Origin of the sequence: Enterobacter sp. ku-bf2 (genome assembly GCF_001742765.1) — a bacterium.
Taxonomy (GTDB): domain Bacteria; phylum Pseudomonadota; class Gammaproteobacteria; order Enterobacterales; family Enterobacteriaceae; genus Enterobacter; species Enterobacter quasiroggenkampii.
Window position 1 is genome coordinate 22792 of sequence record NZ_MDVW01000023.1, and the last position, 16993, is coordinate 39784.

At 56.4% G+C, this 16993-nt stretch carries 14 protein-coding genes; 7 read left to right on the forward strand and 7 right to left on the reverse strand.

Features of this window, described 5'->3' with window-relative positions:
• The first annotated feature begins 53 nt into the window (after positions 1–53).
• Entirely contained in the window at positions 54–1340 is a 1287-nt protein-coding gene (locus tag BFG58_RS21510; RefSeq protein WP_045909063.1) for a dicarboxylate/amino acid:cation symporter, read from the forward strand.
• A 227-nt stretch (positions 1341–1567) separates the two neighbouring features.
• The gene (locus tag BFG58_RS21515; protein ID WP_048027805.1) at positions 1568–3061 is read left to right on the forward strand and encodes a pitrilysin family protein; all 1494 of its coding nucleotides are present in this window, start codon (positions 1568–1570) and stop codon (positions 3059–3061) included.
• A 46-nt stretch (positions 3062–3107) separates the two neighbouring features.
• Here the strand turns inward: BFG58_RS21515 and BFG58_RS21520 are convergent, their stop codons facing one another.
• Positions 3108–4037 (reverse strand): sugar kinase, encoded by a 930-nt coding sequence (locus tag BFG58_RS21520; RefSeq protein WP_069720548.1) that lies wholly within the window; start codon positions 4035–4037, stop codon positions 3108–3110.
• Between the two features lie 229 nt (positions 4038–4266).
• On the opposite strand from BFG58_RS21520, the gene pdeH reads away from it, so the two are divergent.
• Both pdeH and BFG58_RS21530 read left to right on the forward strand, forming a co-directional pair.
• Entirely contained in the window at positions 4267–5040 is a 774-nt protein-coding gene (gene pdeH / locus BFG58_RS21525; protein WP_045909060.1) for a cyclic-guanylate-specific phosphodiesterase, read from the forward strand.
• Between the two features lie 65 nt (positions 5041–5105).
• The gene (locus BFG58_RS21530) at positions 5106–7148 is read left to right on the forward strand and encodes an AsmA family protein (protein WP_045909059.1); all 2043 of its coding nucleotides are present in this window, start codon (positions 5106–5108) and stop codon (positions 7146–7148) included.
• A gap of 93 nt (positions 7149–7241) precedes the next feature.
• On the opposite strand, the gene BFG58_RS21535 is transcribed toward BFG58_RS21530, so the two are convergent.
• From BFG58_RS21535 to BFG58_RS21545, 3 genes are all read right to left on the reverse strand, one after another.
• Entirely contained in the window at positions 7242–8564 is a 1323-nt protein-coding gene (locus BFG58_RS21535) for an MFS transporter (RefSeq protein ID WP_023617091.1), read from the reverse strand.
• A 260-nt stretch (positions 8565–8824) separates the two neighbouring features.
• Positions 8825–9850: an inner membrane protein YhjD gene (yhjD, locus tag BFG58_RS21540; RefSeq protein WP_069720549.1), complete on the reverse strand. Its 1026-nt coding sequence runs from the start codon at positions 9848–9850 to the stop codon at positions 8825–8827.
• Positions 9851–9900: 50 nt separating this feature from the next.
• A complete protein-coding gene (locus BFG58_RS21545; protein ID WP_045909057.1) occupies positions 9901–10800 on the reverse strand; it encodes a LysR family transcriptional regulator in 900 nt (299 codons plus the stop codon).
• Positions 10801–10919: 119 nt separating this feature from the next.
• Between BFG58_RS21545 and BFG58_RS21550 the strand changes: the two genes are divergently transcribed.
• Both BFG58_RS21550 and BFG58_RS21555 read left to right on the forward strand, forming a co-directional pair.
• Positions 10920–11678: an SDR family NAD(P)-dependent oxidoreductase gene (locus tag BFG58_RS21550; protein WP_069720550.1), complete on the forward strand. Its 759-nt coding sequence runs from the start codon at positions 10920–10922 to the stop codon at positions 11676–11678.
• Between the two features lie 154 nt (positions 11679–11832).
• The gene (locus BFG58_RS21555; protein WP_048027792.1) at positions 11833–12435 is read left to right on the forward strand and encodes a response regulator transcription factor; all 603 of its coding nucleotides are present in this window, start codon (positions 11833–11835) and stop codon (positions 12433–12435) included.
• On the opposite strand, the gene BFG58_RS21560 is transcribed toward BFG58_RS21555, so the two are convergent.
• Together BFG58_RS21560 and BFG58_RS21565 are read right to left on the reverse strand one after the other, a co-directional pair.
• A complete protein-coding gene (locus tag BFG58_RS21560) occupies positions 12414–12752 on the reverse strand; it encodes a lysozyme (RefSeq protein ID WP_048027789.1) in 339 nt (112 codons plus the stop codon). The two genes, BFG58_RS21555 and BFG58_RS21560, sit on opposite strands and share 22 nt — an antisense overlap.
• Before the next feature lie 71 nt (positions 12753–12823).
• Entirely contained in the window at positions 12824–13363 is a 540-nt protein-coding gene (locus BFG58_RS21565) for a GNAT family N-acetyltransferase (protein ID WP_048226299.1), read from the reverse strand.
• A gap of 148 nt (positions 13364–13511) precedes the next feature.
• Here BFG58_RS21565 and BFG58_RS21570 point away from each other — a divergent pair, with 148 nt between their 5' ends.
• Entirely contained in the window at positions 13512–15101 is a 1590-nt protein-coding gene (locus BFG58_RS21570) for an STY4199 family HEPN domain-containing protein (RefSeq protein WP_045909052.1), read from the forward strand.
• A gap of 59 nt (positions 15102–15160) precedes the next feature.
• On the opposite strand, the gene BFG58_RS21575 is transcribed toward BFG58_RS21570, so the two are convergent.
• On the reverse strand, positions 15161–16810 hold the full coding sequence (locus tag BFG58_RS21575; RefSeq protein WP_024908843.1) for an alpha,alpha-trehalase: 1650 nt from the start codon (positions 16808–16810) through the stop codon (positions 15161–15163).
• Between the last annotated feature and the right edge of the window lie 183 nt (positions 16811–16993).

The following is a 16993-nucleotide window of genomic DNA, read 5'->3' on the forward strand; positions in this document are numbered from 1 at the left end:
CAGGTTAACCATAACCTTACAAAGCCTGTGGTTTTTCTTCCCAAGGACACCTTATGAAAACCTCACTCTTCAAAAGTCTTTATTTCCAGGTCCTGACAGCCATCGCCATCGGTATTCTGCTGGGTCACTATTACCCTGAACTGGGCGCGCAAATGAAACCGCTTGGCGACGCGTTCGTTAAGCTCATTAAAATGGTCATCGCGCCGGTGATCTTCTGTACGGTCGTCACGGGCATCGCTGGCATGGAAAGCATGAAGGCGGTCGGTCGTACCGGTGCAGTGGCGCTTCTCTATTTTGAAGTGGTCAGTACCCTTGCGCTGATTATCGGTCTGATCATCGTCAACGTGGTGCAGCCAGGCGCGGGGATGAACGTCGATCCGGCGACGCTCGATGCTAAAGCGGTTGCGGTCTATGCCGAGCAGGCGAAGGATCAGGGCGTGGTCGCCTTCCTGCTGGACGTCATTCCTGGCAGCGTCATAGGCGCGTTCGCCAGCGGAAACATCCTCCAGGTGCTGCTGTTCGCCGTGATGTTTGGCTTTGCCCTGCACCGTCTGGGCAGCAAAGGTCAGCTTATCTTTAACGTGATCGAAAGCTTCTCGCAGGTCATCTTCGGCATCATCAATATGATCATGCGCCTGGCGCCCATCGGTGCCTTCGGTGCGATGGCCTTCACCATCGGTAAGTATGGCGTCGGTACGCTGGTCCAGCTGGGTCAGCTGATTATCTGCTTCTATATCACCTGTATTCTTTTCGTGGTGGTGGTGCTGGGCTCCATCGCCCGTGCGACCGGTTTCAGCATCTTCAAATTTATCCGTTACATCCGCGAAGAGCTGCTGATTGTTCTGGGAACCTCCTCGTCAGAATCGGCGCTGCCGCGCATGCTCGATAAGATGGAGAAACTCGGGTGTCGTAAATCGGTGGTCGGGCTGGTGATCCCGACGGGCTACTCCTTCAACCTGGACGGCACCTCGATATACCTGACGATGGCGGCGGTGTTTATCGCGCAGGCGACCAACAGCCATATGGATATTTTCCATCAGATTACCCTGCTGGTGGTGCTCCTGCTCTCCTCTAAAGGCGCGGCAGGCGTGACGGGCAGCGGCTTTATCGTGCTGGCCGCCACCATTTCTGCTGTGGGTCACCTGCCGGTGGCGGGTCTGGCGTTGATTCTGGGTATTGACCGCTTCATGTCTGAGGCCCGTGCGCTAACCAACCTGGTGGGTAACGGCGTGGCAACGGTGGTGGTGGCGAAATGGGTGAAAGAGCTGGATCACAAAAAGCTCGACGATACTCTGAATAATCGTTCAACTGACAGCAAAAATCCTGGCTTATCCTCTTAATCTTGTCACAAATGCCCGTATTCCCTTGTGGGGATGCGGGCTCCTGCGCATAATAACTGTTCATACCTGTCATAATTCGACAAGATTTTTTTTGGGTATATTTCACTTCGGACCGTGACGTTTTGCCGAACGCGCGGTCTAATCGACGTGTTTTCATCGTCATCTTTAAGAGTGAAGCGCGTCGCGAGGCACTCTTTTTTAACCAGGAATGTTGATCAGGGGTTCACATGCAGGGCACAAAAATTCGACTCTTAACCGGCGGTTTGCTGATGATGGCAGCAGCCAGTTATGTGCAGGCAGATGCGCTCCAGCCAGACCCGGCCTGGCAACAAGGGACATTAGCGAACGGTTTTCAGTGGCAGGTGTTAGCCACGCCGCAACGTCCCAGTGACCGTATTGAAATCCGTCTGTCTGTTAATACCGGTTCCCTCACGGAAAGCACCCAGCAAACCGGTTTCAGCCACTTTATTCCCCGGCTGGCGCTCACTCAGAGCGGCAGCCTGCAAGCGGTTCAGGTGCGTTCGCTCTGGCAACAGGCCATCGATCCAAAACGCCCACTCCCGCCGGCGGTGGTCTCGTATGACTACACCATGTTTAACCTGAGCCTGCCTAATAACCGCAACGATCTGCTTAAAGAAGCCCTGACGTATCTCTCCGATGCCTCTGGCAATCTGGCGATTACGCCGGATACCGTCAACTATGCGTTGAGCAACAGCGACATGGTGGCGACCTGGCCTGGAGATACCAAAGAGGGCTGGTGGCGTTACCGCCTGAAAGGCTCGACGTTACTGGGACATGACCCGGCCGAACCGCTGAAACAGCCGGTGGATGCTGAGCAGGTGAAAACGTTCTATCAGAAATGGTACACCCCGGACGCGATGACGCTGATCGTGGTGGGTAACGTGGACAGCCGCGCGGTGGTGGAGCAGATCAACAAAGCGTTTGGCGATCTGAAAGGCAAGCGTGAATCGCCAGCTCCTGTTCCAACACTCTCCCCGCTGCGGGCAGAGCCTGTCAGCATTATGACGGACACCGTGCGTCAGGACCGACTCTCCGTGATGTGGGATAACGCCTGGCAGCCCATCCGTGAGTCCGCAGCGCTGTTGCGCTACTGGCGTGCCGACCTGGCGCGTGAAGCGCTGTTCTGGCACGTTCAGCAGACGCTCAGTAAGAACAACGTGAAGAATATCGGCCTTGGCTTTGACTGCCGCGTGCTGTTCCAGCGTGCGCAATGCGCCATTAACGTTGAATCGCCGGGCGATAAGCTGAATGCCAATCTGGGCGTCGTGGCGAAAGAGCTGGCAAAAGTGCGGAAAGAGGGGCTCTCTGAAGAGGAGTTCAACGCGCTTGTGGCCCAGAAAAAACTCGAGCTGCAGAAGCTGTTCGCGACCTACGCGCGCGCCGATACCGACATTCTGATCAGCCAGCGTATTCGCTCCCTGCAGAACCAGGTGGTGGACATTGCGCCGGAACAGTACCAGAAGCTTCGTCAGGACTTCCTGAGCGGTCTGACCGTCGATATGCTCAACCAGGAGCTCCGCCAGCAGCTGTCGCAGGAGATGGCGTTAATTCTCCTGCAACCGAAGGGCGAGCCGGAGTATGACATGAAGGAACTTCAGACGACCTGGGATTCCATTATGGCTACCGCGCCGCAGCCGACGCAGTCCGCGACGGCTGATGATTTACATCAGGACGCGACGGATATCCCGCAAGGGCAGTAATGGGTAGACATTCCCTCTCCCTGTGGGAGAGGGTAAAGGTGAGGGCTTAAACAGGCATCGCTTCGCGCGGAATAATCGCCCCGCGATACTGAATGACGGTGCTGGCCGTCAGGTGCCCACGCTGTGCCGCGGCTTCCGGTGTTCCACTCGTCAGGCGTACCGCCAGATAGCCCGCGCTGAATGAATCACCCGCCGCCGTGGTATCAATCACTTTCTCTTTGGCCAGCTTCACCGCCGGGACCTCAACCACTGCTTCACCCGCAATCGCGACCAGGCATGAATCCGCACCGCGCTTAATCACCACTTCACGCACGCCAGCCGCCTGCGTACGTGCAATCACGTCTTCTACCGGTTTCTCACCCCACAGGGCGTCTTCATCGTCGAGCGTCAGGAAGGCGATGTCGGTGCATTGCAGCATCTGCTGATAGACCTGCTGCGTCTCTTCACGGCTGGACCACAGGCGCGGGCGGTAGTTGTTATCGAAAATAACCTTACCGCCGTTGGCACGACACGCGCGAAGCAGCGAGAGCAGTTTTTCACGGCTGGCCGGGCTGAGGATAGCCAGGCTGATCCCGCTCAGATAGAGATAGTCGAAGGTCGCCAGCTCCTGGCAGATGGCCGCGGCGGCCTCGCTCTCCAGCCAGAATTTGGCCGCGGCTTCGTTACGCCAGTAATAAAACGTGCGTTCGCCGGTGCTGTCGGTTTCGATGTAATAAAGCCCCGGGAGGCGGTTTTCCATACGCTGAATCAGCGACGTTTCAACCTGTTCACTCTGCCAGGCCTCCAGCATTTGCTGGCTGAAGCTGTCCGTGCCCAGAGCGGTAACATAGTTCACGGTGAGCGCCTCAGGCGCAACCTGACGAGCAATATAAACCGACGTGTTTAACGTATCGCCACCAAATCCGCGGCTCACTTCCGCGCCTTTTTGTGACAGCTCAATCATGCATTCGCCAATCACGGCAATTTTTTTAGACATAATCGTGAACCTGAACAGAAGAATTAACAGCAGTGTGCGCTGAGTGAATTAACCGGTCAACTATATTAAAACAACGTTCCATTATTTTATTTGAGCCAACGCGTGTTCCTGCGCATTTCTGTCATCTTAATTTCATTTTCCCGGTGAATTGAACATAAAGTTCTCAATTGTCGCGCCGATAATCCTGTGACGAGTCCAGAAAGGCCATCCCAACAACAGGACATCTGAAATGAAGTCAGAGCAGGTTATCCAGCGGCTGAGCACCACGCCTGAGGCAAGTATTGAGAACTTGCAGGAGCATCGCTACTGGCTGCAATGTGAGCGTGCGTACACTTATCAGCCGATATACCGAACAGACGGTCGACTGATGGCCATTGAAATTTTGACCGTCGTAACGCACCCCTCAAACCCTACCCAGCGCATCGCACCGGATCGCTATTTTGCCGAAGTTGCCGTTCGCCAGCGTCTGGACGTGCTGGAAGAGCAGCTCCATATGCTGGCAACGAAGCAGCCCTTTTTCGAACAGCACGATATCCTCGCCTCCGTGAATGTTGATGGTCCCACTCTGCTGGCGCTGCGTCAGAACGCGAAATTGCAGGAGCTGATTGCCACCCTGCCGTGGGTGCGTTTTGAGCTGGTGGAGCATGTCCGCCTGCCGCAGGACTCTTCGTTTGCCTCCATATGCGAATACGGCCCGCTGTGGCTGGATGACTTTGGCACCGGCATGGCGAACTTTTCGGCCCTGAGTGAAGTGCGTTACGACTACATTAAAGTGGCCCGCGATCTGTTCATTATGCTGCGTCAGACCCCGGAAGGGCGGAACCTGTTTACGCTGCTATTGCAGCTGATGAACCGCTATTGCCAGGGCGTGATTGTTGAAGGTGTGGAAACGCTGGAAGAGTGGCGTGATGTGCAAAGCTCGCCTGCCGCGGCGGCGCAAGGCTATTTCCTCTCCCGTCCGGTACCCATGGATCGCCTCGATAGCGTGATAACTACCCTCTGATAAGCCCGCTTCCCTTTGTCTGGACTATAGTTTTACAGGACAGATCATCAGGAAAGGGGATAAAAATGACAAGAACAACCAGGGTAATCTCCTGGACAGCAGGGATTTTCTTGTTGTTGATCGTGGTCGTCGCCATCATTATCGCGACGTTTGACTGGAACCGTCTTAAGCCGACCATCAACCAGAAAGTCTCAACCGAACTGAACCGCCCCTTCGCCATACGCGGTGATTTAGGGGTCGTGTGGGAGCGTCAGAAAGAGGAGCCCGGCTGGCGAAGCTGGATCCCGTGGCCACACGTCCACGCCGACGACATCATTCTCGGTAACCCGCCGGATATCCCGGCGGTCACCATGATCCACCTGCCGCGCGTTGAGGCCACGCTGGCCCCGCTCGCGCTGTTCACCAAAACCGTCTATCTGCCGTGGATCAAACTTCAACAGCCCGACGCGCGCCTGATCCGCCTCTCAGAAAAAAATAACAACTGGACCTTTAACCTTGCCAGCGACGGCGAAAAGGATCCGAACGCCCAGCCTTCTTCCTGGTCATTCCGTCTCGACAATATTCTCTTCGATCGCGGGCGGATCGCCATCGACGACAAAGTCAGCAAGGCCGACGTGGAGATCCTGGTCGATCCGCTGGGCAAGCCGCTGCCGTTTAGCGAGGTCACGGGGACGAAAGCCAAAGGTGACACGGCAAGCGTGGGCGACTATGTCTTCGGCCTGACGGCAAAAGGACGCTACAACGACCAGCCGCTCAGCGGTAAAGGGAAAATAGGCGGCATGCTGGCGCTCCGAAGCGAAGGCACGCCGTTCCCGGTGCAGGCGGACTTCCGCTCCGGTAACACCCGCGTGGCGTTTGTGGGGACGGTCAACGACCCGATGAATATGGGCGGCGTCGATCTTCAGCTTAAATTTGCCGGTGATTCGCTGGGCGAGCTGTATGAGCTGACCGGCGTGCTGCTGCCGGATACGCCGCCGTTCGAAACGGACGGGCATCTGGTCGCCAAAATCGATACCGAAAAAGCGTCTGTTTTTGACTACCGTGATTTTAACGGCCGCATCGGCGACAGTGATATCCACGGCTCGCTGACCTACACCACCGGAAAACCGAGGCCGAAGCTGGAAGGGGACGTTGAGTCCCGACAGCTGCGTCTGGCCGATCTCGGCCCGCTGATCGGCGTGGATTCCGGCAAAGGCACAAAATCAAAAGAGGTGAAAAAGGACATTCAGCCTGCGGGAAAAGTGCTGCCTTACGATCGCTTTGAAACCGATAAGTGGAACGTGATGGATGCGGACGTCCGCTTCAAAGGGCGTAAAATTGAGCATGGCAGCACGTTGCCGTTGAGCGATCTCTCAACCCATATCATCCTCAAAAACGCCGACCTGCGCCTGCAGCCGCTGAAGTTTGGCATGGCAGGCGGGACGATTTCCTCAAACATTCACCTGGAAGGCGATAAAAAGCCGATGCAGGGCCGGGCGGAGATTCAGGCGCGCAGGCTTAAGCTGAAAGCGCTGATGCCGAACGTCGAGCTGATGCAGAAAACCCTCGGCGAGATGAACGGCGATGCCGACATTCGCGGCGTGGGTAACTCCGTGGCGGCGCTGCTGGGCAGCGGTAATGGCAACCTGAAGCTGCTGATGAACGACGGGCTGGTGAGCCGCAACCTGATGGAGATCCTGGGGCTGAACGTCGGGAACTACATCATCGGGCAAATCTTCGGCGATGATGAGGTACGGGTGAACTGTGCGGCGGCCAATCTGGATCTGGTGAACGGCGTGGCGCGTCCGCAGATTTTTGCCTTCGACACGGAAAACGCGGTGATTAACGTGACCGGAACCGCCAGCATGGCCTCCGAGCAGCTTGATCTGACGATTGACCCGGAGAGTAAGGGGATCCGTATTATCACGCTGCGCTCGCCGCTGTACGTGCGCGGGACCTTCAAAAATCCGCAGGCGGGCGTGAAGCCCGGACCGTTGATTGCGCGTGGTGCGGTGGCTGCGGCGCTTGCGACGCTGGTTACCCCAGCCGCAGCGCTGCTGGCGTTAATATCGCCGTCAGAGGGCGAGGCGAATCAGTGCCGGACCATTTTGTCACAGATGAAGAAGTAAGGTGCGGCCTGTTATTGCCGGGTGGCGCTGCGCTTACCCGGCCTACATTTGAATCGTAGGCCGGGTAAGGCGTAGCCGCCACCCGGCATTAGCTTACAGAGCCTGGTGCTTCGTCTCGTGCGTCAGCAGCAGCGCAATCAGCGTCAGCGCCGCCATGGCCGCCAGATAGACGCCCACATAGAACAGACCATAGTTTGCCTGCAGCCAGGTGGCGATATACGGCGCTACGGAGGCACCCAGAATAGACGAGACGTTATAGGAGAACGACGCGCCGGTATAACGCACTTCCGTTGGGAACAGCTCTGGCAGCAGCGCACCCATCGGGCCGAAGGTCAACCCCATCAGGCTCAGGCCAATCAGCAGATAGGCCATCACCAGCGCCGGGCTGCCTGAACCCAGCAGCGGCGGGAAGACGAACAGAGCAAACAGAATGATCAGCGTGGTGATGGTAATCATGCTCGCGCGACGACCGAACTTATCCGCCAGCAGCCCCGCAATCGGAACCATCACGCCAAACCCGATCACCGCCATCATCAGCATCCACAGCACTTCGTTACGCGGCAGACCCAGCCCAACCGGCGCGGCGGCGGTACTGAAGGTCATGGAGTAAACGGTCATGATGTAGAACAGCGTGTAGGTGGCGAGCATGATAAACGTGCCCAGCACGGTCACGCGCACGTGTTTGGTCAGCAGCGTGCCCAGCGGTACTTTCACCTGCTTGTTCGCCGCGGCCACTTTCGCGAAAACCGGGGTCTCATGCAGAGAAACACGCACGTACAGGCCAATCAGCACCAGCACGGCTGAGAAGACAAACGGGATACGCCAGCCCCAGCTCATGAACTGTTCATCCGTCAGCAGCCAGGAGAGCAGCAGGAACGTCCCGTTGGCAAAGAAGAAGCCAATCGGTGCGCCAAGCTGCGGGAAAGAACCATACAGCGCGCGCTTGCGCGCCGGGGCGTTCTCGGTGGCCAGCAGCGCCGCGCCACCCCATTCACCACCCAGGCCCAGACCCTGACCAAAACGCGCCAGCGCCAGCAGGACCGGCGCCAGAATGCCGATGGTCTCATACGTCGGCAGCAGGCCGATGGCCACGGTGGAGATCCCCATCGTCAGCAGCGAGGCCACCAGCGTCACTTTACGCCCAATGCGATCGCCAAAGTGTCCAAACAGCGCGGAGCCAATCGGACGCGCAACAAACGCGATAGCAAAGGTCGCCAGGGACTGCAGCGTGGCCGCCGTCGGATCGCCCTGCGGGAAGAAAATGTGCGGGAAGACGATGACCGCCGCGGTGGCGTAAATATAAAAGTCGAAGAACTCGATGGCGGTGCCAATCAGCGAGGCGACGACAACTTTATTGCGCGAATTTACCGGAACGTTTTCCGTTTCTGAGTCGAGTGTGGTGGCGGTTGCTTGCATAATATTTTCTTATTTTTGTCGAACGAAAGGCCATATTACGCACAGCAAAAGCGACATTTCAATCTGTAACAAAGCCGCGACCTGGTGATAAAAGCAACAAAAAGCGGATAATTTTCAGGCCAGCCAAAACACGTCTATGAAATGCTTCACAGATTTTAAATATCAGTCATTAAAACTGGTTTTCGGTTAAATAAAAGTTACGGACTGGATTTATATGCTGAAATGATGAATCGGGCTGAAATTTCAGCCCGGGAGTAGCGTTACCGGTGCGTTTTACCCGGCATTCTCGGGTCGTCTTTGTACTCGGCAGTGGCAATCCATGCTGCGCAGAACAGGGTTAAACGTGCGAAGAAATAGAAGAACGCCATTAACCCCAGCACCGAGCCGAACGCCGCGCCGGAAGGGGATTTCACCAGTGACGGCAGGGTGTAGGTCATCACGATTTTGATCACCTCAAAGCCGATCGCCGCGATCAACGTGCCGCGGATCAGCGCCTTCTTGCGCGGACGATGACGGGGCAAGCGCCAGAAGATCCAGAAGAAAAGCAGATAGTTGGCGAAGACAGAAATCGCCAGCCCAATGCTGCGCCAGGCGGGCTTCAGCCATTCGATGTAATCAAGATAGAGCGCGGAGATGATCATCTTCTGCGCCGAGCCCGCCACGGAGGTAATGGAAAGCGTCACGATGAGCGCGACGAGCAGGCCAATCAGCGAAACAAAATCACGGAGATACTTAACCCAGATTTTCTCCTGGTCCTGCGGCTTACGCTCCCAGACGTCGCGCGACTGGGCGCGAATGGCCTCGCGCAGGTTGCCCATCCAGTTAACGCCAGAGTAAAGGGCAATCAGCAAGCCGACGATACCGACGGTAGTACGCTGCTGCACGGCGGTATTGATGGTGCTTTTGAGCGTGCTGGCAAGGGTTGGGTCACTGACGTTATTCAGGATCTTATTAAAGATATCCTGCAGCAGCGTCGGGTGCGAGGCGAGCACAAAACCGGCCGCCGCAAACGACACCATCAGGATCGGGATCATCGACAGGAAGGAAAAATAGGTGATGGCGGCACCAAACTGGTTTCCCATGCGGTCATTAAAGCGTTCGGTCGCGCGTATCAGATGCGCAATCATGGGAAACTGCTGAATTCTGGCGACAATGCCGGTGACGGTCCCCAGCGCTTTGCTGGCGGTACCAGGGGACCTGGCCTCTTCAGGCCCGGTTTCCATCTTTTTGACGGGCTCATACTCTAAATGTTGGGTGGGTCGTTGCGGGTTGTTTTCCGGCGTCACGCGTCTTTTCCTTTTCGTTTGGCTGGATGTTATTGAATTATAGCTTGCGACTAGTCCACGTAAGCTTTTGTGAGTTCGGTCAGCCACTCCATGAACAGATGTACCCGGCGGGAGAGGTTGCGCCGGTGGGGATAAATCAGGGAAACAGGCATCGGTTCGGCCCGGTATTGCGGGAGGATCTCAACCAGCTTCTTCGCGCGCAGCAAATCTCGTACCCCAACCCGTGGAACCTGAATGATGCCCAGCCCGGCGAGGCAGGCCGCCTGGTAGGTTTCGGTGCTGTTAACGGTCAATACCCCGCCCGTTTTTATCCACTGCGTCGCACTGCCGTTATAAAACTCAAAGCCCTGCGGGCGAGTTCCCAGCATAGCGGTGTAGTGAATGACGGCGTGCGAGCCTAAATCGTCCAGCGTGTCCGGGTAGCCAAAACGCGCCAGATAGTCCGGACTGGCGCAGTTAATCACCGACAGCTTGCCCAACGGTCGGGCGATAAGCCCTGAATCCTTCAGCGTGCCGACGCGTACCACGCAATCAAACCCTTCGCGGATCACATCCACCAGACGATCGCTGCTGCTGAGTTCCAGCTCAATGCCCGGATAATGCTGCAGAAACGCAGGGAGTTTGGGGATGACTAAATTTCGAGCAACGGCGACGGGCATATCCACGCGAAGCCGTCCGCTGATGCTGGAGGGATCGTGCTGAAACATCCCGTCGAGTTCATCAAGGTTTGCCAGCAGATCTTTTGCCCGTTCGTAATAGACCATGCCGTCCTGCGTCAGGCTGACCCGACGCGTGGTGCGGTGCAATAGCTGGGTGCCAAGCCGGTTTTCGAGGGCCTGAATCTGCCGTGACACGCTGCCTTTTGGCAGCGTTAAAGTTTCTGCCGCGCGGGAAAAACTCTCCAGTTCCGCGACGCGGACAAACAGCTGCATTGCGTGAATTTTATCCATAGATGAAGCTCATTGTTGTTTCCGTTGAAACAGTGAAGCGTTTTAACCCACCTTTATTGATCTTCTATCACCTAATAAGCTCTTACTCAATCTCCATAACAGCCAAAACGAGGTTTATGATGACTGAACGTATCGCATTAGTGACGGGTGGTAGCCGTGGTTTGGGTAAAAACGCGGCCTTAAAGCTGGCGGCAGACGGCACGGGAATTGTGCTGACCTACAACCGTAGCCAGCAGGAAGCGCTGGCGGTTGTGCATGAAATTCAGCAAAAAGGCGTTAACGCGGCGGCAATACAGCTTAACGTCGGAGAAATCACAAGTTTTGATCATTTTGCTCAACAGCTTCAGGAAACCCTCCGAACCGTCTGGCAGCGTGAAACCTTTGACTATTTATTGAACAATGCCGGAACGGGTTTATATGCGCCCTACACCGACACGACGGAAGCCCAGTTTGATGAGGCGCTGAACATTCATTTCAAAGGACCTTTCTTCCTGACCCAGCGCCTGCTGCCGTTGCTTAACGACGGCGGACGGATCCTTAACGTCTCCAGCGGACTGGCCCGTTTTACCCAGCCGGGCTCGGGAACCTACGCGGCGATGAAGGGGGCGATGGAAGTGCTGACGCGTTATCAGGCGAAAGAGCTGGGGGCGCGCGGTATTTCCGTCAATATCATTGCGCCCGGTGCGATCGAAACCGACTTTGGCGGCGGACGCGTGCGCGACAACGCGGAACTGAACCAAATGCTGGCATCCCAGACGGCGCTGGGACGGGTGGGGCTGCCGGACGATATTGGCGATGCCATTGCGGCACTGCTCAGCGACAAACTGGGCTGGATGACTGCGCAACGTATTGAAGTCTCAGGCGGCATGTTCCTGTGATATCTGCGCTTAAGGAAATCCTTAAGGCGAATGTGTCCAGATACTGACAGATATAAAGAACACGGGGGATTTGTAACGGCTCCATTCGTTGAGTTTTTTCTTAAATAACGCCTCTGTAGAATCCCCCTTCGCTATTCTCAGAGGGGAAAAAACGATGCGAGTAATCATGTTTGACAGGCAGTCACTCTTTATTCACGGAGCGATACACAGTCTTCAGGCGCTAATCCCGGAAATAACTATAACAGGGACCTGTCAGGCACAAGATTTATGGGCTCAGGCTTCTGCTTCGCCGTCAGCTATCGTCATGATTGATGGGAATTTAATTCAGGACGAAGGGAGCGCTTTGCTGGAAGCGATCGTGCATCGCTTTCCGGCGATACGCGTGATTCTGGTTTTGGCGAAAAAAGAGGCCAGATGGGTGGAGCAACTGCGACAGCGAAACGTCATGGCCATTATTCCCCGCAATGCCAGTCCCGAACGGTTTTCCGCCGTGCTGGATTCGGTAGCCCGAGGGATGGTCTGTTTTCCCGGAGAGTGGGTCCGGGAGCCGACGTCGCCTCAGGCGTTATTATCCTTAAGCGAGCGCCAGCGCGAAGTGCTGAAACTGCTGGCGGCGGGGGAGTCAAATAAAGAGATTGGCCGCAATCTCAACATCAGTGCGGCCACGGTAAAAGCGCACCTCGAGGCGCTTTTCCGGCGGCTGGACGTGAAAAACAGAACGCAGGCAGCCATGTACTATACCCGGGCGACGGCCTGAATAAGCGCGTCGGGGAGCGACGTTATCTCTCCGAAACTGAATATCATCATGACCAGCGCATCATGCTGCTGTTGGGTTAATGGACGTGTCAGATTTTCCCGCAGCAGCGTCTCACATAGCCGTATATCTTCATGCAGCAAATGGTCTGCCTCCAGCGGTGTGACAGGACCGTGAAAATGTTCCTGGTCACGGATAACGTGGCCATAGCCGATAACCCATAATCCATTTTCGTCACGATATTTTTCCAGAGAAAGACCCTGATGTTTTTTTATTAACGCGATGGCGGCAGATGATATTTTCAGCCCATGCTCTTTCATATTCGTTTCCTCTTAATGGCGACACTGTAGAGGAAACGACGTACGAGAAATATCCGCCAAATGGCTGTTGATCACGCCTTGTTATTCAGATATTCATGCCGCAATAAACCAAATAACCAGTCATTATGCCAATGCCCCGCAAGGAAATAGCTTTCGCGTAATTCGCCCTCCAGGCGAAAGCGGACTTTTTCCAGCACGCGTCGTGAGGCGATATTGCCCGCCGTGACGGTGGCGGTAAGTCGGCGTATATCGCCTTCTTCAAAGGCATAGCGGCAAAGCGCTTGCAGGGATTCGAAGCCGTAGCCTTTTCCCTGCGCCTCGGGGGCGAAAAGGAAACCCACTTCGGCGCAATCCGCCTCCCGATGAATATACCCGGTGACGCCCAGCGGGGCCCGGGAGGCGGCGTCACGCACGACGAGGCACAGCCAGTGCGCGCTGCCTGGCGTCCAGGGCGTCAGACGGGCATCGAACGCCTCGCGAATAACTGCGACGGGGCGGTCTTCCGCCACAAAGCGCATGACGTCGGGATGTTGCTGTAACGCCAGAAAAAAGGGCCAGTCTTCTTCCTGCAAAGGTGAGCAGTTCAGGCGAGGGGTAATTAAAACGGGCATTCAGATTCTCCTGACACTTTTTAAATGATTTTAGGGTTGTCACTTTATTTCAACAGAAAGTCAGGTATGGTTAACCGCGTATAAATAAAAAGAAAAAAGGCCGTCTCGTGCCCATTCCGGATGTCTTCGTTGTCGCTTAAGGAAAACAATGACTCTCAGCACATCACATCATATTCGCGAACAGTTCGAACACTGTCTGGCGGTCATTCGCCATGCGTCGGTGGAAATTTTGCTTCTTCTGAATGTACATGCATCTGAGGGCAAAGATCCACGCTGGTTTCTGGAACAACTGGACAGCGCGCGATTAGCCCTGGGCGGCTGGGGAGCCGTGGCGAAAAAACTCAACCTGAATGATGCCGAGATGTCGGAATTTACGCTCCAGCTGCGCCTGCTGCAGCAGCGCGTGCCGCAGTATGAAAGCGGACAGGATGTGAGTGAAAACCAGCTGATTGCGGCGATGCGCTTTGTCACCGCGCTGGAGCACCTTCGCCTGCAGCAGCCGCTGTTGACCTACAGCACAGAGCTGTCTCCGGGCAGCGAACTCCAGCAGCAGCAGGCGCACAAGCAGGTGCGGGCGATAGAGCTGATGATAAAAGGGCTCATCCAGCAGGCCTGGCCCGATCAGGTCAAGCTGAACAACCATCTTAAGACTTTGTTTAACGCCGATCGCGTACGGCGCTGGCTGAAGCTGGGCGAGATCAACGATGTGCTGAGCGGCATGATGTTCAGCGAGCTGGCACAGATGCTGGTGGATAAAAAGGAGTTCAGCCGCTATTACGCTTCGCTGTTCAGCGATCCGTCCATGCTGACGCTGCTGGTTGAACCGCGTAAAACGCTGCAAACCTTCCTCGATGACATCCGGCAAATTCGTAACAACATCACCGTTCAGAAAACGTTGAGCTCGGCGCAAATTCAGCTGCTGGATAACTACTACGCGCAGATCGCGCGGCCCGTTCAACGCGCGTTTGAAGAGGGGAGAACGCGCGTCAATCCGGCGGGATTCATGGCGGTAGATGCCAGCGAACTGCATACCTTCTGGGAAAAGGCGCAGAAAATGGATCGGGTCACCGGCGGGGATCTGTTTGAAGTCCGCGACACCATTGAAAAGCCGACCCAGCGCGCGCCGCGCACCCCCGAACAACGCGAGCAGCTCATTTCCGGTGCGTTATGGGGGGCAGTTGGCGTTATGGTGATTGCCATCGTGGCCGGGGGATTCTGGCTGGTGACCAGCAGTAAACCGCAGCCTGCGGCCGTCAGCGCGGCTGAAGCGGCACCACCACAGGAAATGCGTGAAACACCTTCCTCGCGTGAAACGCTCACGCGCATGGGAGTGACCTGGGACGAGAATAATTTCCGCTCGGCCATTAATCGCAACGACACCCGCGTGACCCAGCTCTTTTTGCAGGGCGGTATGGACTGGAAGCTCTCCTGGACCGAAGAGGCGATGTCGGCAGGCTATGACGACGTGCTGGAGCTGATGTTACGCTACCGGCAAAACATGGTGGAGGAGAAGCCGTGTCGGCGCTTCATCAATACGCTCAGCCACGCAATGTCGAACGGCGAGTCTCTGACCTCGGTACGTAAAGAGTACCTCAAAGCTTTCTGCACCGTGCCTGCGGTGGTGAAACGCCAGCAGCACGATCTCGACATGGCCACACGGCGTGCGAAGTCACAGCCGGATGCCACCACCAAAAAATGGCAGTCTATTCAGAGCGCCATTTATGAGGTGATTCGCTGATCTCTCCTCCCTCTCCCTGTGGGAGAGGGCCGGGGTGAGGGCATCAGACCGCACCCCACTTAAGGCTCCCCATACAACCCAATCAGCCGCCGCACCACGCCGTTTGTCCAGCCAAAACCGTCCTGCAGCGGATACTCACCCCCGCCACCTTCGCGCGGCGTGCTGCTGGCGATGTGGTACTTCTCGATAAGCTTATGGTGCGTCTGATAAAAATGGTTCACCGTATGCAGCCAGCTCCAGGCGATCTCATCCCCCAGCGAGTCGTTGCCATACTGCTTGAACCCCTGAATCGCCATCCACTGCAGCGGCGCCCAGCCGTTGGGTTTATCCCACTGCTCGCCGGTTTCATACTCGGTCGCCAGAATCCCGCCCGGCGTGAGCAGTCGTGCCTTGACCGCATCCGACAGGCGCTCAGCCTGCTCATGGGTCGCCATACCGACATACAGCGGCACGATGCTGGCGGCAGAAAACAGTGCCAGCTCTTCACGTCGCCAGTCGTAGTCGCGGTAACAGCCGCTCTCCTCGTCCCACAGATAGCGGTTCACCGCCTCGCGACGATCGCTGGCTTTCTGGCGGAACAGGTCGGCCGTCTCTTTGTCCCCTTTCGACGCCGAAATGTTGGCAATGGCGCTTTCCAGCTTGAACAGGAAGGCGTTCAGGTCGATGGGGATAAACTGCGTCGTGCGGATGCTGGCGAGCCGCGACGGATCGCGCAGCCAGCGGGACGAATAGTCCCAGCCGGACGCTGCCCCCGCCCGCAGGTCGCGATAGACCTCGTTTGGCGGTCGCCCTGAGTGGCGCGCGGTTTCCACGTCCTCAATCCACGATTCGTCGCGCGGGGTATCACGGTCATCCCAGTAGCGGTTGAGCAATGAACCGTCCGGCATGCGCACGGCGCTGCGGTAGGCCTGGTTAAGCAGCAGCGACTCCGCGCCGTCCATCCAGAAGGCGTACTCCATTTTGAGGTGATCCAGATAGCGTTTCGCACCGCGCACGCCGTCCTCCTCAAACAGTTCCACCATCAGCGCAAAGACTGGCGGCTGGGAGCGGCTGAGATAATAGGTACGGTTGCCGTTGGGGATATGCCCGTAGCGTTCAATCAGCCAGGCGAAGTTGTCCGCCATGCACTTCAGCAGGTCGTTACGACCGCTCTCCGCCAGCCCCAGCATGGAGAAATAGGAATCCCAGTAGTAGGTCTCGCTGAATCGTCCGCCGGGAACGATATAGGCCTGCGGCAGCGCCAGCAGGGAAGACCAGGGAATATGATCCTGCGGCTCGCGCGTCAGCACCGGCCACAGGTTATCAATGTGCTCCTTGAGGGAGAGGCCCGGGTCGGAGACATACTCGGTGCCGAACGTTTCCGGCATCCAGAAGTGGTTCTCCACAAACTGGCGCAGGTCGAAGTCCCGGTGGCGTCTGACCTTGCGGTAGCGGATCAGGATATCCAGCGGATCCATTTTCGGCGCGCAGTCGGGGAAGGTTTTGCTGTCCGCAAACAGCCGCGTCGACTGCACATGCTCGAACAGTTCAAGATAGCGGTCTGCGGGCGTCAACGCATCGGAGGCGGGTAGCCCCTCGATCATTTCGGGTTCCGGCTCCGCCTCAATCATTTCATCCAGTTTCAACTCGCAGGGATCGGTCTCGTAGCGCAGCTCTTCTGCAATCTCGAATTCGATGTTCTCGGTAGCCTGTAGTTTCTGGTTGAACATGGTGATAGGGACCTCCGGTTATGTGTTCAAAAGACAGGTTTATCCGGGCGTCTTATAAGCGTAGACATTCGCTTCGGTAGAGGGGGAGGAATATGTGCGGTAGATCACTATTTTCGGAGCATTCGTTTTGCAACGATTTATGTATGTTAACAGTAGCCTCTCCAGGAGAGGCTACTGAACAAG